The sequence below is a fragment of the Melissospora conviva genome (genome assembly GCF_049523535.1).
Lineage (GTDB): Bacteria > Actinomycetota > Actinomycetes > Mycobacteriales > Micromonosporaceae > Melissospora > Melissospora conviva.
This window is the reverse complement of sequence record NZ_JBLLDT010000002.1, coordinates 625,366-643,344: the sequence shown is the minus strand read 5'-3', so window position 1 is coordinate 643,344 and position 17,979 is coordinate 625,366. Positions and strand designations below refer to the sequence as shown.

At 72.6% G+C, this 17,979-nt stretch carries 15 protein-coding genes; 11 read left to right on the top strand and 4 right to left on the bottom strand.

Features of this window, described 5'->3' with window-relative positions; translation table 11 throughout:
- The first annotated feature begins 111 nt into the window (after positions 1 to 111).
- From ACK8GG_RS07970 to hisF, 3 genes are all read left to right on the top strand, one after another.
- Positions 112 to 1,380, top strand: a complete 1,269-nt coding sequence (locus ACK8GG_RS07970; RefSeq protein ID WP_440355939.1) for an MFS transporter — start codon at positions 112 to 114, stop codon at positions 1,378 to 1,380.
- Positions 1,373 to 2,401 (top strand): NADP-dependent oxidoreductase, encoded by a 1,029-nt coding sequence (locus ACK8GG_RS07965; RefSeq protein ID WP_440354756.1) that lies wholly within the window; start codon positions 1,373 to 1,375, stop codon positions 2,399 to 2,401. The genes ACK8GG_RS07970 and ACK8GG_RS07965 overlap by 8 nt, the downstream gene beginning before the upstream one ends.
- A gap of 176 nt (positions 2,402 to 2,577) precedes the next feature.
- Complete coding sequence (gene hisF / locus ACK8GG_RS07960; protein ID WP_440350369.1) at positions 2,578 to 3,345, top strand: imidazole glycerol phosphate synthase subunit HisF; 768 nt, start codon at positions 2,578 to 2,580, stop codon at positions 3,343 to 3,345.
- On the opposite strand, the gene ACK8GG_RS07955 is transcribed toward hisF, so the two are convergent.
- The gene (locus ACK8GG_RS07955; RefSeq protein ID WP_440350368.1) at positions 3,342 to 3,812 is read right to left on the bottom strand and encodes a hypothetical protein; all 471 of its coding nucleotides are present in this window, start codon (positions 3,810 to 3,812) and stop codon (positions 3,342 to 3,344) included. The two genes, hisF and ACK8GG_RS07955, sit on opposite strands and share 4 nt — an antisense overlap.
- Before the next feature lie 95 nt (positions 3,813 to 3,907).
- The gene (gene yczE / locus ACK8GG_RS07950; protein WP_440350367.1) at positions 3,908 to 4,588 is read right to left on the bottom strand and encodes a membrane protein YczE; all 681 of its coding nucleotides are present in this window, start codon (positions 4,586 to 4,588) and stop codon (positions 3,908 to 3,910) included.
- Positions 4,589 to 4,646: 58 nt separating this feature from the next.
- Here yczE and yczR point away from each other — a divergent pair, with 58 nt between their 5' ends.
- Positions 4,647 to 6,104 carry a MocR-like transcription factor YczR gene (yczR, locus tag ACK8GG_RS07945; protein ID WP_440350366.1) on the top strand — a complete coding sequence of 486 codons (1,458 nt, stop codon included), beginning with the start codon at positions 4,647 to 4,649 and terminating at the stop codon, positions 6,102 to 6,104.
- Between the two features lie 62 nt (positions 6,105 to 6,166).
- Here the strand turns inward: yczR and ACK8GG_RS07940 are convergent, their stop codons facing one another.
- Positions 6,167 to 7,993, bottom strand: coding sequence for an AMP-dependent synthetase/ligase (locus ACK8GG_RS07940; protein WP_440355938.1), 1,827 nt, complete (start codon positions 7,991 to 7,993; stop codon positions 6,167 to 6,169).
- A 279-nt stretch (positions 7,994 to 8,272) separates the two neighbouring features.
- Here ACK8GG_RS07940 and ACK8GG_RS07935 point away from each other — a divergent pair, with 279 nt between their 5' ends.
- Positions 8,273 to 9,499 (top strand): S8 family peptidase, encoded by a 1,227-nt coding sequence (locus ACK8GG_RS07935; protein WP_440355937.1) that lies wholly within the window; start codon positions 8,273 to 8,275, stop codon positions 9,497 to 9,499.
- Positions 9,500 to 9,617: 118 nt separating this feature from the next.
- Here ACK8GG_RS07935 and ACK8GG_RS07930 read toward each other — a convergent pair whose 3' ends face one another.
- Positions 9,618 to 10,247 carry a TIGR03085 family metal-binding protein gene (locus ACK8GG_RS07930; protein WP_440350363.1) on the bottom strand — a complete coding sequence of 210 codons (630 nt, stop codon included), beginning with the start codon at positions 10,245 to 10,247 and terminating at the stop codon, positions 9,618 to 9,620.
- 196 nt (positions 10,248 to 10,443) lie between these two features.
- On the opposite strand from ACK8GG_RS07930, the gene ACK8GG_RS07925 reads away from it, so the two are divergent.
- From ACK8GG_RS07925 to trpC, 6 genes are all read left to right on the top strand, one after another.
- Positions 10,444 to 12,327: an ABC transporter ATP-binding protein gene (locus ACK8GG_RS07925; protein ID WP_440354754.1), complete on the top strand. Its 1,884-nt coding sequence runs from the start codon at positions 10,444 to 10,446 to the stop codon at positions 12,325 to 12,327.
- Entirely contained in the window at positions 12,324 to 14,117 is a 1,794-nt protein-coding gene (locus tag ACK8GG_RS07920) for an ABC transporter ATP-binding protein (protein WP_440350361.1), read from the top strand. Before ACK8GG_RS07925 ends, ACK8GG_RS07920 begins: the two co-directional genes overlap by 4 nt.
- 129 nt (positions 14,118 to 14,246) lie before the next feature.
- Positions 14,247 to 14,669, top strand: coding sequence for a phosphoribosyl-AMP cyclohydrolase (gene hisI, locus ACK8GG_RS07915; RefSeq protein WP_440354753.1), 423 nt, complete (start codon positions 14,247 to 14,249; stop codon positions 14,667 to 14,669).
- Positions 14,666 to 16,210, top strand: coding sequence for an anthranilate synthase component I (locus ACK8GG_RS07910; protein WP_440354752.1), 1,545 nt, complete (start codon positions 14,666 to 14,668; stop codon positions 16,208 to 16,210). The genes hisI and ACK8GG_RS07910 overlap by 4 nt, the downstream gene beginning before the upstream one ends.
- A 44-nt stretch (positions 16,211 to 16,254) precedes the next feature.
- Positions 16,255 to 16,803, top strand: a complete 549-nt coding sequence (locus ACK8GG_RS07905) for a Trp biosynthesis-associated membrane protein (protein ID WP_440354751.1) — start codon at positions 16,255 to 16,257, stop codon at positions 16,801 to 16,803.
- A 303-nt stretch (positions 16,804 to 17,106) separates the two neighbouring features.
- Entirely contained in the window at positions 17,107 to 17,910 is an 804-nt protein-coding gene (gene trpC / locus ACK8GG_RS07900) for an indole-3-glycerol phosphate synthase TrpC (protein ID WP_440350738.1), read from the top strand.
- The last annotated feature ends 69 nt before the right edge of the window (positions 17,911 to 17,979 follow it).

The following is a 17,979-nucleotide window of genomic DNA, read 5'->3' as shown; positions in this document are numbered from 1 at the left end:
CTAGCGTCGCATTGTCGAATCGCGGGGGAGCACGAGGTGACGGCTGGGGTGTCCGCTGATGAGGGTCCGGCTACATTTCGATCCGTTCTCGCCCATCGCGAATACCGCTATTTGCTGTCGGCCAACGTATTCTCCTGGATCGGCGACTATCTCGCCCGCGCCGCCGTCACCGTGCTGGTGCTGCACCACAGCGGATCGGTGGCACTCTCCGCGGCCTCCTTCGCGCTGAGTTACCTGCCCTGGCTGGTCGGCGGACCGGTGCTTGCCGCCATTGCCGAACGGATGCCGTTCCGTTCGACCATGGTTGCCTGCGATCTGATCCGAATGCTGCTCATCGGTCTCATCGCGCTTCCCGGCATGCCCATCTGGGGCATGTTCGCGCTGCTCTTCGGCACCGCGATGGCGAATCCGCCGTTCCAGGCGGCCCGCTCGGCGCTCCTGCCGCAGGTGCTGGTCGGCGACCGGCTGGTGATCGGGCTGGCGCTGCAGCAGAGCACCGGACAGGCGGCGCAGATCGTCGGTTTCGCAGCCGGATCGACGTTGGCCGGGATCGATCCGCGTACCGCGCTCATGGTCAACTCGGTGACCTTCGGAATTTCGGCGTTGTTGATCAGGCTCGGGGTGCACGACCGGCGTCCGGTCGGCATTTCCCAGACCCGCCGGCCGCTGCTGCGGGAAACGGGCGACGGCTTCCGGATCATCTGGCATTCCCGGGTCATGCGCGGAATCGCGGTTCTGGTTTTCGCCACCATGTTCTTCGGGGTGGTACCCGAGGGGCTGGCGGCCGGCTGGGCGCAGACACTGGCCGACGACCGCGCCGAGGCAGGCTGGATGCAGGCCATGATCATGATCGCCAGTCCGGTCGGGATCATCCTCGGTGGACTCGTCGTCGGCCGGCTGCTCAGCGCCGAACAACGTCGGCGCTCGATCCCGGTCTTCGCCGTCCTCACCCCGTTGGCGCTGGTACCCGCGATCTTCGCCCCGCCGGTCTACCTGGTCTCGCTGATGGCCTTCGCCTGCGGCTTCATGGGAGCAGGCATGTTCCCGGCGGCCAACGGCCTCTTCGTGGAGGTGCTGCCCGCCGGCTACCGGGCACGGGCGTTCGGCGTCATGCAGACCGGCGTGCAGGTCTCCCAGGGAGCGGCGGTGCTCGCCACCGGGGTGATGGCGGAGCGGTTTTCTCTCCCGGTTGTCGTCGGCGCCTGGAGCATCGGGGGCGTCCTGCTGACCCTCGCGGTAGCGTTCCGGTGGCCCTCCAACACCGAGATCTCTCAGGAGATCGAGGAGAACCGGCGGGCCAACGCCTCCCCGCCCGGCCCGGAAGCGCCGCCGCCGCAGACGTCCCGGGTCGAATCCACGAAGGGTGCCGAGCATGGCTGAACCGTCCCGGCAGCAATCCGTCCCGTCGGTCGCCCGGCAGGTGCACCTCGCCTCCCGGCCCCGGGGCTGGCCGGCCCCGGAGAACTTCGCCGTGGTCGAGGCGCCGGTGCCCGAGCCCGCCGCCGGCCAGGTACTGGTGCGGAACCTGCTCATGTCGGTCGACCCGTACATGCGCGGCCGGATGAACGACGTGAAGTCCTACGTGCCGCCGTTCCGGCTCGGTGCGCCGCTCGACGGCGGCGCGGTCGGTGAGGTCGTCGTCTCGGCCGCGGACGGGCTGCGCCCCGGCGACCTGGTCCTGCACGGCCTCGGCTGGCGCGAGTACGCCCTGGTCGACGCAGGCTCGGCGCGGGTGATCGATCCGGCACTCGCGCCGGTTTCGGCGTACCTCGGTGTGCTGGGCATGCCGGGACTGACCGCGTACGCCGGGCTGCTGGAGGTGGCCGGGATGCGACCTGGCGACACCGTCTTCGTCTCCGCGGCCGCCGGTGCGGTGGGGAGCCTCGTCGGGCAGCTCGCCCGCCTCAAGGGTGCGGCGCGGGTGATCGGCAGTGCCGGCTCCCCGGCGAAGGTCGCGCACCTGCGCGCACTCGGTTTCGACGCCGCCTTCGACTACCACGACCGCCCGGTCCGCGAGTCGTTGCGCGAGGCCGCGCCCGACGGTATCGACGTCTACTTCGACAACGTCGGCGGTGACCACCTCGAGGCGGCGATCTCCGCGCTGCGCCCGCACGGCCGGGCGGCGATCTGCGGCATGATCTCCCAGTACAACGCCGAGGAGCCGGCCGCCGCGCCGCGCAACCTCGCCCTGCTGATCGGCAAGCAGCTGATGCTGCGGGGCTTCCTCGTCTCCTCCCACGAGGGGCTGCGGGAGCAGTTCGTGACCGAGGTCTCCGGGTGGGTCCGCTCCGGCGAGCTGCGCTACGACGAGACGGTCGTCGAGGGGATCGACGCGGCCCCGGCGGCGTTCCTCGGTCTGCTGCGCGGGGAGAACCTGGGCAAGATGCTCGTCCGGCTCTGAGCCCGGCGGCCGCCGGGCCCACCGCCAGGGACGCTGCCGAGCCCACTGCCCGGGCACGCCGCCGCCCCCGTCGGCCGCCGGCCGGGACACCGCCGCGCACCGGACGGCGTCCCGCAGCCTGGTCGGCGGGCCGGGGCCCGGCGGCGCTGCGAAAACCCGGCGCTAGGGTTCATGTCATGACGGTGGCGGTGCGCGTGATTCCGTGCCTGGACGTGGACGGCGGACGGGTTGTCAAGGGCGTCAACTTCGTCGATCTCCGCGACGCCGGTGATCCGGTCGAGCTGGCGGCGGCGTACGACCGGGCCGGCGCGGACGAGTTGACCTTCCTCGACGTGACCGCCTCCTCCGAGGGCCGGTCGACAATGCTCGACGTGGTGCGCCGTACGGCCGAGTCGGTCTTCATCCCGCTCACCGTCGGCGGTGGGGTCCGCGCCGTCGCCGACGTCGACACGCTGCTGCGGGCCGGGGCGGACAAGGTGGGCGTCAACACCGCGGCGATCGTCCGGCCGGAGCTGATCGCCGAGATCGCCGACCGGTTCGGCAGCCAGGTGCTGGTGCTCTCGCTGGACGTGCGGCGGGCACCCGTGGGCACCACCGACAGCGGCTTCGAGGTGACAACGCACGGCGGACGCCGCGGCACCGGCCTGGACGCGGTCGGCTGGGCGCGGCGGGTGGCGGAGCTCGGGGCGGGGGAGATCCTGCTCAACTCGATGGACGCCGACGGAACCAAGGCCGGCTTCGACCTGGAGCTGATCACCGCGGTCCGGCAGGTGGTGGACGTGCCGCTGATCGCCAGCGGTGGCGCCGGGGCGGTGGCGCACTTCCCGCCAGCGGTGGCGGCCGGTGCCGACGCGGTGCTCGCCGCCAGCGTCTTCCACTTCGGTGAACTCAGCGTCGCCGAGGTCAAGGAGGCGCTGCGCGTGGCGGGGCAGCCGGTCCGCTAACTCGGCTCGGCCCGCTCCTGCGCCGTCTCCGGTGAGCGCCGGGGCCGGGGCAGCAGGCGCACGATGTACTCCTGTACGGCGATTCCGTACTCGTCCTCGTCCAGGGTCCAGTCCGTGTCGCCGGGTTGGCAGCGGCGGTTGAGCAGCTTCTGCACGGTGTCCACCGTCGTGCCCATGCCGGAGCTGGGGCGGCTGCGCCAGAGCTGCTCGCCGGCCGTGGTGACCCGGAACCAGCCGTCGGTCACCGTCACCAGGCCGGCGCCGGCGAGGCGTCGCACCGCACCGAGGACGTCATCCCGTTCGGGGATGCTGCGGTTGAGGTGGTCGGCGGTGGCGAGCACGTCGGTCAGCCGGATGCCCTCCGGGCGTCGGGTGGCCGCCGAGCGGCGATGCCGGCCGGCACCGCCGGCGATCACCAGTGACACGAATATCCACGAATCCTGCCAGCGCCATCCCTCAGCCCCCATGGGTGGATTCTGCCGGGTGACACCGCGCGGCGGAACAGCAGGGGAGGGACGGATCCGTCACTGTTTCGATGGCGCTGAAGGTGACGGGGACCGCCTCAGGCCGGGCCGGGCGGCGCGGTGCCGGGAAGCGGAATGGGCCCGGCCGCCGCGGTGGGGAACGCCGTCGTGGAGGGCGTGGCCGGCACGGTGAAGAGCGGGATGAAGAGGTTCGCCAGCGGGCCGATGGCCAGCGCGTAGGCGACGGTGCCCACGCCGGCCGTGCCGCCGAGCAGCCAGCCGAGGGCCAGCACCGCCACCTCGATCACCGTCCGGACGCGGCGCACCGTGTAGCGGGGGTGCCGGGCGACGAAGCCGGTCATCAGTCCGTCGCGCGGCCCCGGGCCGAGCCGGGCACCGAGGTAGAGGCCGGTGGCGACCCCGTTGAGCACAATGCCGGCGAGCAGCAGGGCGATCCGCGCCGCGATCGGGGCCACCGTCGGCAGCAGTGCCAGCGCCGCGTCGACCACGACGCCGATGACCAGCACATTGCTCGCCGTGCCGAGACCGGGCCGCTGCCGCAGGGGCAGCCACAGCAGCAGGACACCGATGCCCACGCCGATGGTCACGGTCCCGAAGCTGAGCCCGGTACGCGTGGCGAGTCCCTGGTGCAGGACGTCCCAGGGGTTCAGCCCCAGCGCGGATTCGATCATCAGCGCCATGCTGATCCCGTAGAGGGCGAGTCCGGTGTAGAGCTGCACCAGCCGCCGGGGCAGGCGGGACTTGCGGAAAAGGGCCATGCATGCCACCCTAGGGGCCAATTTTCGGAGGCCAGTAGCCAATGTCGCGGAGGTGGCCATGACACCGCAGATTCGCGGCGCTCAATTGGCCCGAATTCTGGGTCATTGGCATGCCCTGCCGGGTCGGCGGCGCAGCCCCGACTACTCCGCGCTGGCCGATGCGGTGCGCGGCCTGCTCGCCGACGGCCGCCTCGCGCTCGGGGTCCGGCTGCCGGCCGAGCGGGAACTCGCCGAGACCCTGGGTATCAGCCGCACCACCGTCAGCGCGGCGTACCGGCAGCTGCGCGACACCGGGCACGCCCGCAGCCGGCGCGGCTCCGGGACCTGGACGGCGCTGCCGGCCGGCCACAAGATGGCGAACTTCGGTCTCTGGACACCGGCCGACGACCTGGACGTCATCGACCTCGGTTGCGCCGCGCTCGCCGCCCCGCCGCAGCTGGTGCACGCCGCCCGCGACGCCGCCGAGGACCTGCCGCGCCACCTCACCGGCGCCGGCTACCACCCCACCGGCATCGGCGAGCTGCGGGACGCGATCGCCGCGCTCTACACCGCCCGGGGCCTGCCCACCAGCGCCGAACAGATCATGGTCACCAACGGGACGCAGCACGCGCTGGACCTGGTGATCCGGCTGGTCCTGCCCCCCGGCGGCCCGGCCCTGGTGGAGTCGCCCACCTATCCGAACGCGCTGGCCGCGCTCACCGCCCGCCGGGCGCGCATCATCACGCACGGGGTGAGTCCCGACGACCCGGGCTGGGACGACGAGCTGCTGCTCGCCACCCTGCGCCAGACCCGGCCCCGGCTGGCGTACCTGATCCCGGAGTTCCACAACCCGACCGGCCGGCTCATGCCCACGGCACTGCGGGAGCGGCTCGCCGCCACCGCCGCGCAGACCGGCACCGACCTGGTGGTGGACGAGTCCTTCGTGGAGCTGGCACTGGACGGCACGACGATGCCCCCGCCGGTGGCGCTCTTCGACCGCAGCTCCCGGGTGGTGTCGATCGGCGGGATGAGCAAGCCGTACTGGGGCGGGCTGCGGATCGGCTGGGTGCGCGCCTCGGCGCCGCAGGTGCAGCGGCTGGCTGCGGCCCGGGTCGGGGTGGACATGGCCAGCCCCGTACTGGAGCAACTCGTGGCGGTGCGGTTGCTCGCCGAGGCGGAAACGATCGTCGGCGAACGCCGGGCGCAGCTGGCTGAGCAGCGCGACGTGCTCGTCGGCGAGCTGGCGCGACTGCTGCCGCAGTGGCGGGTCGTCGCGCCCAGCGGTGGGGTCTGCCTCTGGGCCGAGCTGGACGGCCCGATCTCCAGCGCGCTCTCCCGTGCGGCCGAGGCGATCGGCGTACGGCTGGCCCCCGGGCCCCGGTTCGGACTCGACGGCACGCTCGAGCGCTTCCTGCGGTTGCCGTTCACCCTGCCGGCAGCGGAGCTGGTGGAGGCGGTGGGCCGCATCGCGTCGGTGCGCTACGACCTCGACCGGGGCAACCGGATGCGCTGGCCGGAGCCCGCCGTCATCGCCTGAGCGTGCGACGGAGGTGGCACCTCGCGGGCGCCTCACCCGCGCTGTGCCACCTCCGGCCGCTGTCAGATGTTGGCCAGGCTGCCCTGGTACATCTGCTCGATTTCGTCGGCGAAGTTGGCCTCCACCGCGCGGCGCTTGATCTTCATCGAGGGGGTCATCTCGCCGTCCTCGATGGTCAGGTCGCGCGGCAGGATCGTCACCTTCTTGATGGTCTCCCACCGGTTGAGCTTCTGGTTGAGCTGCGCGACGTAGCCGTCGACGAGCTCCTTGACCTCGGGCGAGGTGACCAGGTCGGTGTAGTGGCGCCCGGCCAGCGGCCCGTTGGCGGCCCAGGCGTCGATCGCCTCGGGGTCCAGCGTGATCAGCATCGTGCAGTAGTTGCGCGCCTGGCCGACCACGATCGCCTGGGAGGTGTACGGGCAGATGGCCTTGAACATGCCCTCGATGTGCGACGGGGCGATGTACTTGCCGCCGGAGGTCTTGACCAGGTCCTTCTTGCGGTCGGTGATGCGCAGGTAGCCGTCGGCGTCGAGTTCGCCGATGTCGCCGGTACGGAAGAAGCCGTCCTCGGTGAAGGCGGCGGCGGTCTCCTCCGGCAGGTGGTGGTAGCCGCGCATCACGGGTACGCCGCGCAGCAGCACCTCGCCGTCGGTGTCGAGCTTGCACTCGAGGTCACCCATCGGCCGGCCGACGGTGCCGATGCGCAGTCCGCCGGGCGGGTTGACGAAGGCGCCGGCGCTGGTCTCGGTGAGCCCGTACCCCTCGGAGATCGGCAGGTTGGCGGCGGCGAAGAACTCGGAGATCTCCTTGCTCAGCGGCGCCGCGCCGGAGACCATCACCCGCATCCGCCCGCCGAGCTTGGCCTGCAGCTTGCTGAAGACCAGCTTCTCGGCCAGCCCGTACCGCACCTTGAGCCCGGCCGGGACCGGCTTGCCCGCCTGCTCCAGCGCGACCTTCTGCTTGCCGGTCTTCACCGCCCAGCTGAAGATCTTGGCCTTGGCGCCTCCCTCGGCCTGTACGCCGGTCACCGCCTTGTTGTAGACCTTCTCGAAGATGCGCGGCGCGCCGCACATCAGCGTCGGGCGCACCACCGCGAGCAGCTCGACCAGCTTGTCGATCCGGCCGTCGACGTAGGTCGGCAGGCCGACGTGGATCACGCCGCAGATCAGGGTCTTGCCGAACGAGTGCGACAGCGGCAGCCAGAGGTACTGCAGGTCGTCGGCGACGAGCAGGCCGAGCTCGGCCTGGGCGACGGCCTCCCAGCACCAGCCGGAGTGCAGCAGCTCCACGCCCTTGGGCTGTCCGGTGGTGCCGGAGGTGTACATCAGGGTCGCCAGGTGCTCGGGCTGGATCCGCTCGATGACCTTGTCGATCAGATCGGGGGTGCCGGCCAGTGCCGCTTCACCCCGCCGCTCCAGCTCGGCCATGGTCAGCTGCGGCACCGCCGCCGCCGGGTCCGCCTCGCCGTCGATCAGGATGACGTGGGTCAGCTCCGGCAGGTCCGCGCCGGCGATTTTGGACGCCTGGGTCGGGTTCTCCGCGATCAGCACCTTGCTCGACGAGTCGCGCAGGATGAAGGCGGTGTCCTCGGGCTCAGTGGTGGGGTAGACGGTGGTGGTCGCTCCGCCGGCGCACATGATCCCGAAGTCGGCCAGCACCCACTCCAACCGGGTGTTCGCCAGGATCGCCGCGCGGTCCTCGTGGTCGACGCCGAGCTCCCGCAGCCCCGCGGCGAGGGCCCGGGCGCGATCACCGACCTGTCGCCAGGTGAGCCATACCGGGCCGGAGTCGTCCGGCGCGGGGTGCGCGAAGGCCTGTGCGTCCGGGCTCGTCGCCACACGGGTGAAGAGCATGTCCGGAATTGACCGGTACGGAATGTTGAGACTCATTCGGATAGCCGCCTTCGGGGGTGGTGCGTGATGGGCATCACGTCTTGCGGTCTCCGCAGACTATTGCCTACAGCGCGTTATCGGCTAGACCCGCGAAGGTCGTCAGTTCTTCGCAAACCCGCCACACTGACCGTTTTCGGCGACGGCGATGCGCCGCCCCCGGCGCCCCGCGCGGCGCCGGCGGTGGTATGAGTCGTTCGATATATCGGGAACCCGGACGAACAATCATAGACTTCTGTCGATTCACCTATCCCGGGGTGAATCAGTGAGGAGCAGGTGATGACACTTCCGGACAGGCGGCGGGTTGGCCGACTCGTATTCGGCGCCTTCGCCGCAACGGTCACCGGTGTCGCTGCGATGGCCGGACCGGCCCTGGCGGCGCCGACCGGCGAGGTGCGCTACGCGGGCAGCCCGGACGCGGTCGCCGGCAGCTACATCGTCGTACTCTCCGACGACGCCGTGGGCGCCGCCGGCACCCAGCGCGCCCGCGCCGAGGTCCCGGCCCAGGCCCGCGAGCTCGCCGGCCGCTACGGCGGCAACGTCGCCCGTACCTTCGACGCGGCCATCAACGGCTTCGAGGCGAAGATGACCGCCACCCAGGCCAAGCGGATGGCGGCCAACCCGGCGGTTGCCTACGTCGAGCAGGACCAGGTCGTCTCGCTCGCGGCCACCCAGACCAACCCGCCCTCCTGGGGCCTGGACCGCATCGACCAGCGCAACCGGCCGCTGAACAGTTCGTACACCTACCCGAACACGGCGAGCAACGTGCGGGCGTACATCATCGACACCGGCATCAGCCGCAGCCACACCGACTTCGGCGGCCGGGCCGTCACCGGCTACGACGCCGTCACCTCCGGTGGCGCGGCCAACGACTGCAACGGGCACGGCACCCACGTCGCCGGCACGGTCGGCGGCACCCGGTACGGCGTCGCCAAGAACGTGCGACTGGTCGCCGTGCGCGTGCTCAACTGCTCCGGCAGCGGCACCAACGCGGGCGTCATCGCCGGCATCAACTGGGTGACCGCCAACGCCGTCAAGCCGGCCGTGGCGAACATGAGCCTCGGCGGCGGCGCCAGCACCACGATCGACAACGCGGTCGCCAACTCCATCAACTCTGGCATCAGCTACGCGATCGCGGCCGGCAACTCCAACGCCAACGCCTGCAACTACTCCCCGGCCCGGGTCCCGGCGGCGATCACCGTCGGCGCCACCACCAGCACCGACGCGCGGGCGTCCTACTCCAACTACGGCAGCTGCCTGGACATCTTCGCCCCGGGGAGCTCGATCACCTCCGCCTGGCACACCAGCACGACGGCGAGCAACAGCATCAGCGGCACCTCGATGGCCGCACCGCACGTCGCCGGCGCCGCCGCGCTGGTCCTCTCGGCGAACCCGTCCTACACCCCGGCCCAGGTGACCAGTTACCTGACCGGCAACGCCACCACCGGCGTCGTGACCAGTCCCGGGAGCGGCTCCCCCAACCGGCTGCTCTTCGTCGTCAACTGACACGCCCCGGCAAGCAACGGGGAGTGGGCTCGCGGCCCGCTCCCCGTTCGCGTGTGCGGAGCGGGCTTTCGCGTGTGCGGAGCGGGCTCAAGGTCCGTTCGCCGTGTCGTGCGCGGAGTCAGATGCCCGGCGAGACGCTCTGCAGCCGCGCGACGAGCGCCTCGTCGCCGTCGACCTGCACCCGGGCGACCCGTTGCCGGCCGAAGAAGAACAGCAGCAGCTCCGCCGGGGCGCCGATCACGCGTACGGTCTCGTCTCCGGAGCCGACGGCGGTCTCGCCGTACCCCGGCGCCCGCAGCCGCACCCGCGCGCCGAAGCCGCGGAGGGTGAGCCGGGCGAACAGGGGCAGCCGGGCCCAGAGCGCGGCGTTCAGGTCGGCCGGCAGGTCCCGGGGCTGCCAGTCCGGCTGCGCCCGCCGCAGGTCCTCGTGGTGGACGACGAATTCGATGGTGTTCGCCGTCTCGTCGGCCAGCGGGTTGCTCACCGGGCTCCACCAGGGCGGCCGGCGCAGCTGCGCGATCAGCTCCGGAAAGGGCTGCTCGGCCACCGACCGCTGGACCCGGGCGTGGTGCCCGCGCAGCGGTGGCAGCAGCGCCCCGGCGGCCGCGTCCGGGCGGCGCTCGCGGACCACCAGATGGGCGGCGAGGTCGCGGGCGGCCCAGCCCTCGTTGATCGTCGGCGCGTCCGGGCCGAGCGCCAGCAGCAGATCGGCCAGGGCCGCGCGCTCGGTGCGCGCATGACGGGACATGTGGGTCAGCGTAGGCGCAACCGGGCCGATCTGCGCGGCTACCCGGCGCCGGCGCCATGACCGCCGACGACGCCACCGGCGGCGGTACGCAGCCTGCCCGGACTGCTGCCCGGGCCCCTGATCAGGGCAGGCGACGCGATGTCGGCCCGTCGGTGAGGATAGGGGAGACTGGAACGATTCGAGGCGGGGGAGCGACGTGGCGAGCAGGACGAGCGGGGACGTGCTCCGGCAGGGGATGCGGGTACTCGGGCGGGCGATTCGGGAACAACCCCGTATCTTCGCGCTCGCTGTCGGCGGCAGCGTCCTCTTCTCCCTGCTGATCATCGCCAACTCGTACGTGGTCGGCTGGGTCGTCGGCGATGTCGTCGTCCCCTCGATCGCCGACGGCCGGCTCGAGTGGGGGCTTGTCGTCCTGGCGGCGGTGGCGCTCTTCGCCGTCAGCGTGCTGCGGGTGGTCGGCATCCTCGGCCGCCGCCTCGGCGCCGGCTACATGCAGTACCGGCTGCAGGCCGCCTGGCGGCGCCGGGTCACCCGCCGCTACCTGGAGCTGCCGGTCTCCTGGCACCAGCGGCACTCCACCGGCACGCTGCTGTCGAACGCCAACTCCGACGTGGAGTCGATGTTCCACCCGATCGCGCCGCTGCCGTTCGCCGTCGGCACGGTGGTGATGCTGGTCAGCGCGGTCAGCGCCCTCTTCGCCACCGACTGGGCGCTGGCGCTGGTCGGGCTGGCGATCTTCCCGTCGCTCTTCGCGCTCAACGTCGTCTACTCCCGCGCGATGGCGCCCCGGCAGGCGCGGGCCCAGCAGATGCGCGCCGAGGTCAGCGACATCGCCCACGAGAGCTTCGACGGCGCGCTGGTGGTCAAGACCATGGGGCGGGAGGCGGAGGAGACCGACCGCTTCCGCGCCCGCGCCAACGAGCTGCGCGATTCGCTGATCTCGGTCGGCAAGCTGCGCAGCATCTTCGACCCGCTGCTGGAGTCGCTGCCCAACCTCGGCACCCTCGCCGTGCTGCTGGTCGGGATGGTGCGGCTGCGGCACGGGGCGATCAGCGTCACCGAATTGGTCAGCGTCGCCTACCTGTTCACCGTGCTGGCCTTCCCGGTCCGGGCGATCGGCTGGGTGCTCGCCGAGCTGCCGCGCAGCGTCGCCGGCTGGGAACGGGTCCGCAAGGTCGTCGAGGCGACCGGCGAGATGCGCTACGGCGACGTGACCATCGACCCGGTCGGCCGCGGCCCGGCCGAGCTGACGTTCCGCGACGTGGGCTTCGGCTACGAACCGGCCGAGGGGGAGAGCCCCGGACAGGTCCTCACCGACGTCGGTTTCACCGTCGAGCCGGGACGTACCGTCGCCCTGGTCGGCCCGACCGGCAGCGGCAAGTCGACGATCGCCGCGCTGGCGCTGCGCCTGGTCGACCCCGGCTCCGGGGAGGTCGCGCTCGACGGGGTGGAGCTGCGCCGGCTCACCGCTGCCTCGCTGGCCGCCAACGTCGCGCTGGTGGCGCAGGTGCCCTTCGTCTTCGACGACACCGTACGGGCCAACATCACCCTCGACCGGGCGGGGATCGGCGACGACGAGGTCTGGGCGGCGCTGCGGCTGGCCGAGGCGGACGGCTTCGTCGCCGCGCTGCCCGACGGACTCGACACGATGGTCGGCGAGCGGGGCACCTCCCTCTCCGGCGGGCAGCGGCAGCGGCTGACCCTGGCCCGTGCCCTGGCCGGCAAGCCCCGGATGCTGGTGCTCGACGACGCCACCAGCGCGGTCGACCCGCGGGTGGAGGCCTCCATCCTCGCCGGGCTGCGCTCCGGCGCCGGGGCCGGCACGTCGATCCTGGTGGTGGCGTACCGCCGGGCCACGATCGCCCTGGCCGACGAGGTCATCTATCTGGAGCGGGGCCGGGTCCGGGCCCGGGGCACCCACGAGGAGCTGCTCGCCACGGTGCCGGGCTACACCGACCTGGTGACCGCCTACGAGCAGGCCGAGGCGCAGCGCGAGCGTGAGCTGGCGCAGCAGCGGGAGACCGACAGCGACGACGAGCAGGTGCCCTCGCTGGCACCGGGTGGAGAGGCGACGACGTGAGCGCGGTCGATGCGGCACCGGCCGAAACCCTGCCGGCGGGCGGTGCGTGGCAGACCCTCAAGCGAGGGCTGGCGCTCTCGCCGGAACTGCGGGTCGGGCTGGGCGCCACCCTGGGCCTGGCGCTGATCTACATGGTCGGCCGGGTCGTGGTGCCGGTCGCCATCCAGCAGGGCATCGACCGGGGGCTGGCCGTCGCCGGCGGGCCGGACATCGCGGTGGTGATCAATATCGTCGCGGTCACCGCCGCGGTGCTCGTTGTCACCACCACCTGCGGATATCTGATGACCCGCCGGCTGTTCATCGTCAGCGAGACCGCGCTGGCCGGGGTGCGGGTGCGCGCCTTCCGGCACGTGCACGACCTGTCGATGCTGCACCAGCAGACCGAGCGGCGCGGCTCGCTCGTCTCCCGGGTCACCAGCGACGTCGACCAGATCACCCAGTTCGTGCAGTGGGGCGGCGTCCTGCTGGTGGTCAACGTCGGCCAGCTCCTGATCACCGCCGGCGTGATGGTCTACTACTCCTGGCAGCTGGCGCTGGTGGTCTTCGCCGCGTTCCTCCCGGCCGCGCTGATCATCCGCTGGCTGCAGGGCCGGCTCGGCCAGGCGTACCGGGTGGTGCGCCAGCGCACCGGGACGATGCTCGGCGCGGTCGCCGAGAGCGTCGTCGGCGCCCCGGTGATCCGCTCCTACGGGGTGGCGGGGCGCACGGCGGCCCGGCTCGACGAGGCGATCGAATCCCAGCGGCAGGCCCAGCAGAAGGCGATCCGCACCAGCGTTGTCGGCTCCTCCGTCGGGGAGCTCGCCGCCGGTCTGGCGCTCGCCTGCGTGGCCCTGCTCGGCGTCTACCTCGGCGCCGACGACAGTCTCACCGTCGGGCAGCTGACCGCGTTCCTGTTCCTGGTGACGCTCTTCATCCAGCCGGTGCAGGTCGCCACCGAGGTGCTCAACGAGGCCCAGAACGCCATCGCCGGCTGGCGCCGGGTGCTGGACGTGCTCGACATCGCCCCGGACGTCGCCGATCCGGGCGCGCAGGGCGTGGAGCTGCCGCCGGGACCGCTGGACGTGCGCTTCGCCGAGGTCGGTTTCCGTTACCCGGGCGGTCCGCCGGTGCTGACCGACGTCAACGTCGACATCGTGGCCAAGACGCGGGTGGCGGTGGTGGGCGAGACCGGCAGCGGCAAGACCACCTTCGCCAAGTTGCTGACCCGGCTGATGGATCCCACCAGCGGCGAGGTGCTCCTCTCCGGGGTGCCGCTGCCCCGGGTGCGGTTCGACTCGCTGCGCTCCCGGGTGGTGATGGTGCCGCAGGACGGCTTCCTCTTCGACGCCACCGTCGCCGAGAACATCCGCTTCGCGGCGCCGCAGGTGACCGACGAGGAGCTCACCACCGCCTTCGCCGAGCTCGGGCTGACCGACTGGCTGGCCGGCCTGCCGGCGGGGCTGGCGACCCAGGTCGGCGAACGCGGCGAGTCGTTGAGCGTGGGGGAGCGGCAGCTGCTCGCGCTGGTGCGCGCCTACGTCGCCGATCCGGATCTGCTGGTGCTCGACGAGGCGACCAGCGCGGTCGACCCGGCGACCGAGGTGCGGCTGCAGCGGGCGCTGGACGCGGTCACCCGCGGCCGGACCACGGTGGCGATCGCGCACCGGCTCTCCACCGCCCAGTCCGCCGACGAGGTGATCGTGATGGACCGGGGCCGGATCGTGCAGCGCGGTCCGCACGCCGAACTCGTCCGCGACACCGGCTCGGTCTACGCCCTGCTCTACGCCTCCTGGCTGGAGCAGACCCGCTGATCGCACCCGGTTCGCCCCGTATTCACCCGGCCCCGCCGCACAGCCCGGCAGGGGGTGCCGCGGCGGGTGGGGCCCCATCGGTGGGAGCGCCCTACCGGGCCCGTGACGCGTGCGGGAGAATTGCACACTGTGCCCGTACCTGACGCGCCGGTGACCGGTGCCTTCGAGAACCCGCCCGCCGAGCGGCGGCCCGCCGCCCTCGACCCGGAGATCGCCGCGCGGCTGCGGCGCAACGCCGACGGCCTGGTCGCCGCGGTGGTCCGGGAGCACTCCACCGGGGAGGTGCTGATGCTCGCCTGGATGGACGACGAGGCGCTGCACCGCACCCTCACCACCGGGCGGGCCACCTACTGGTCGCGCAGCCGGGGAGAGTACTGGGTCAAGGGGGCGACCTCCGGGCACCACCAGTACGTCCGTGCCGTCGCCCTGGACTGCGACGGTGACGCGCTGCTGGTCGACGTCGACCAGGTCGGCGCCGCCTGTCACACCGGCAAACCCACCTGCTTCTCCGACCACCTGCCGGTCACCGGCGCCCAGGGAGGACGCTCATGACCAGCGGTGTGGTGCAGCCCGGCGAGGCCGACTTCCGCGCCGCCGCCGCCCGCTGGCGGGTGGTGCCGGTGACCCGGCGGCTGCTCGCCGACGGCGAGACGCCGGTCGGTGTCTACCGCAAGCTCGCGGGCGGGCCGGGGACCTTCCTGCTGGAGTCCGCCGAGCAGGGCGCCGGCGCCGGTGTCGCCTGGTCGCGTTACTCCTTCATCGGCGTCCGCAGCAGCGCCACCCTGGTGGAGCGCGACGGCGCGGCGCACTGGCTGGGCGTCCCACCGGCCGGGGTGCCGACCGGCGGCGACCCGGTCGAGGTGCTGCGCGCCACCGTCGGGGCGCTGGCCGGCCCGCTCGGGGAGGCCGGCACCCCGCCGCTGACCGGCGGGATGGTCGGCTACCTCGGCTACGACCTGGTCCGCCGTTTCGAGCAGCTGCCCGCCCACACCGAGGACGACCTCGGTGTGCCGGAGCTGGGCATGATGCTCGCCACCGACCTGGTGGTGCTGGACCACTTCGACGGCTCGGCGATCCTGGTCGCCAACGCGGTGCTGCCGCCGCTGGACGCCCCGGACCGGCAGCGGGAGGTCGACGCCGCCTACCACCAGGCGATCGGCCGGCTCGACGCGATGACCACCGCACTGTCCCGGCCGATCCCGCCGATGATCTCGACGGTGGAGCGGCAGCCGGTCGTGCCGGCGGCCAGCCGTACGCCCGACGGTGGTTACCTCAAAGCCGTCGAGGCCGCCAAGGAGGCGATCCGGGCCGGTGAGTGCTTCCAGATCGTGCTCTCGCAGCGTTTCGAGCGGGAGACCGACGCCGACGCGCTGGATGTCTACCGGGTGCTGCGCACGACCAACCCGAGCCCGTACATGTACCTGCTGCACTTCGACGACTTCGACATCGTCGGCTCCTCGCCGGAGGCGCACCTGAAGGTGAGCGCCGGGTCGGACGGTCAGCTGCGCGCGATGCTGCACCCGATCGCCGGGACGCGGCCGCGGGGCGCCACCACCGGTGACGACGCCCGCCTGGCGGCCGAGCTGCTCGCCGACCCGAAGGAGCGCGCCGAGCACGTCATGCTCGTCGACCTGGGCCGCAACGACCTGGGCCGGGTCTGCCGGGCCGGCACCGTCGAGGTGCCGCAGTTCGCCTCGATCGAGCGCTACAGCCACGTCATGCACATCGTCTCGACGGTGGTCGGCACGCTGCGCGCAGACCGGACGGCCTTCGACGCGCTGGCCGCCACGTTCCCGGCGGGCACGCTCTCCGGCGCGCCGAAGGTGCGGGCCATGGAGATCATCGAGGAGCTGGAGCCGGTACGCCGTGGCCTCTACGGCGGCACCGTCGGCTACTTCGGCTTCGGTGGCGACCTGGACATGGCGATCGCCATCCGCACCGCGCTGATGCGCGGCCGGCGCGCGTACGTGCAGGCCGGCGCCGGGGTGGTGGCGGACTCCGATCCGGTGGCCGAGGAGCAGGAGACACGGAACAAGGCGGCGGCGGTGCTCGGCGCCATCGCCGCCGCGGAGACCCTGCGCGCCGCCCGGTGAGCGCCGGGGCGTCCGCGGACCGGGCCGAGGGAACGGGTGAGGGCATGAGCGTGGCACCACGACGACCGTTGACGTACGCCGTCCTGCTCTGTCTGGCCGGGGCGGCGCTGGTGCTCTTCGCGGCCACCCGCGTCTGGCAGCTGGAGGTGACCGTACGTCCGGCGCCGTTGCCCCCGATCGAGCAGGAGCGCAGCGGCGGCTCGCTGATGCCCTGGTTGCCGGCGCTGGCGGTCGTCGCCCTCGCCGGCGGCGGCGCGATGCTCGCCACCCGGGGCCTGCTGCGGCGGCTGCTGGGCGGTCTGCTGCTGGTGATCGGTACCGCGCTGGTCGCCGGAGGCTCCGTGGCCGCCACCAATCCCGACGTCGACCGGCTCTGGCCGCTGCTCTGTGTGCTCGGCGGGCTGGCGGTGGCGGCCGCCGGCGCGGCCACGGCCGCCCGGGGGCACCGCTGGCCGGCGATGGGCGCCCGTTACGAACGCGCAGCCGGCACGCCGCCACCGGCGGTGTCGTCGCGGCCCGAACGGGTCGAGGCGGCGGGCACCCGCGACGCCTGGGACGCCCTGGACCGCGGCGAGGATCCGACAGCCGGCTGAGCTCTGTGGCCTGCCTCCGGTCGCCGGCTGATGCGGCGGGCGGGGATCCGTGGTGTGATCACAGTGGTTGTCGTCGATGCCGCCACGCCGGGCGGTGGCGGTGGCAATCTGTGACAGGTCGCTCACGGGAAGTCGGCCATTATGCCGTAGCCCATTTGGTGAGGAGCGCCATACCCCCGGCTGCCTGGCGTTTGCCCTGCCACCTAGCATCGGCCCATGACACCCGGAGAGGGGAGTCCGTTGGTGACTGCTGAGCATGTGCACGCCGGGGATGACGGTGCCGTGGTGGCGTCCGGACCGAGCGTGCTCGACGAGATCCTGGCCGGAGTCCGTGAGGATGTGCAGCGGCGCCAGCAGGAGGTGCCCCTGGAGCAGATCCGGCAGCTCGCTGCCGAGGCGCCGCCGGCGCTCGACGCGTACGCCGCACTGCGCCGTTCCGGTGTCGCCGTGATCGCCGAGGTCAAGCGGGCGTCGCCGTCGAAGGGACGGCTGGCCGACATCGCCGACCCGGCGGAGCTCGCCGGGGAGTACGCCGCCGGTGGTGCCCGGGCGATCAGTGTGCTCACCGAGGGGCGCTGGTTCGGCGGCTCGCTGGCCGACCTCGCCGCGGTGCGGGCCGCGGTCTCGGTGCCGGTGCTGCGCAAGGACTTCGTCGTCTCCAGCTATCAGGTGCACGAGGCCCGGGCGTACGGCGCGGACCTCGTCCTGCTGATCGTTTCCGCTCTGGAGCAGAACGCGCTGATGGGGCTTCTGGAGCGCATCGAGTCCCTCGGCATGACCGCCCTGGTCGAGGTGCACGACGAGGAAGAGGCCGACCGGGCGCTGGCCGCCGGGGCCCGGGTGATCGGGGTCAACGCCCGTAACCTGCGCACCCTGGAGGTCGACCGCACCGTATTCGAGCGGGTCGCCCCCGGGCTGCCCAGCGACGTCGTCAAGATCGCCGAGTCGGGGGTGCGCGGCCCGCACGACCTGATCCGGTACGCCTCCGCCGGCGCCGACGCGGTGCTGGTGGGCGAGGGCCTGGTCACCAAGAAGACCCCGCGCGACGCGGTCGCCGAACTGGTCAACGCCGGCAACCACCCGGCCACCCCCCGCCCCGCACGCTGATCCCGGCGCGGTCGAGGTCGCCTCGGCCGCGCCGCAGCGCCGCGCCGTGGCGGTCACACCGGGGTGTCC

Excerpts from the sequence above, each read along its gene's own strand:
- ACK8GG_RS07955 (WP_440350368.1), bottom strand. The coding sequence starts at position 3,812 with ATGGGGGCTGAGGGATGGCGCTGGCAGGATTCGTGGATATTCGTGTCA.
- ACK8GG_RS07935 (WP_440355937.1), top strand. The coding sequence starts at position 8,273 with ATGACACTTCCGGACAGGCGGCGGGTTGGCCGACTCGTATTCGGCGCC.
- yczR (WP_440350366.1), top strand. The coding sequence starts at position 4,647 with ATGACACCGCAGATTCGCGGCGCTCAATTGGCCCGAATTCTGGGTCAT.
- ACK8GG_RS07940 (WP_440355938.1), bottom strand. The coding sequence starts at position 7,993 with ATGAGTCTCAACATTCCGTACCGGTCAATTCCGGACATGCTCTTCACC.
- ACK8GG_RS07930 (WP_440350363.1), bottom strand. The coding sequence starts at position 10,247 with ATGTCCCGTCATGCGCGCACCGAGCGCGCGGCCCTGGCCGATCTGCTG.
- hisF (WP_440350369.1), top strand. The coding sequence starts at position 2,578 with ATGACGGTGGCGGTGCGCGTGATTCCGTGCCTGGACGTGGACGGCGGA.
- ACK8GG_RS07905 (WP_440354751.1), top strand. The coding sequence starts at position 16,255 with ATGAGCGTGGCACCACGACGACCGTTGACGTACGCCGTCCTGCTCTGT.
- ACK8GG_RS07965 (WP_440354756.1), top strand. The coding sequence starts at position 1,373 with ATGGCTGAACCGTCCCGGCAGCAATCCGTCCCGTCGGTCGCCCGGCAG.
- yczE (WP_440350367.1), bottom strand. The coding sequence starts at position 4,588 with ATGGCCCTTTTCCGCAAGTCCCGCCTGCCCCGGCGGCTGGTGCAGCTC.
- ACK8GG_RS07910 (WP_440354752.1), top strand. The coding sequence starts at position 14,666 with ATGACCAGCGGTGTGGTGCAGCCCGGCGAGGCCGACTTCCGCGCCGCC.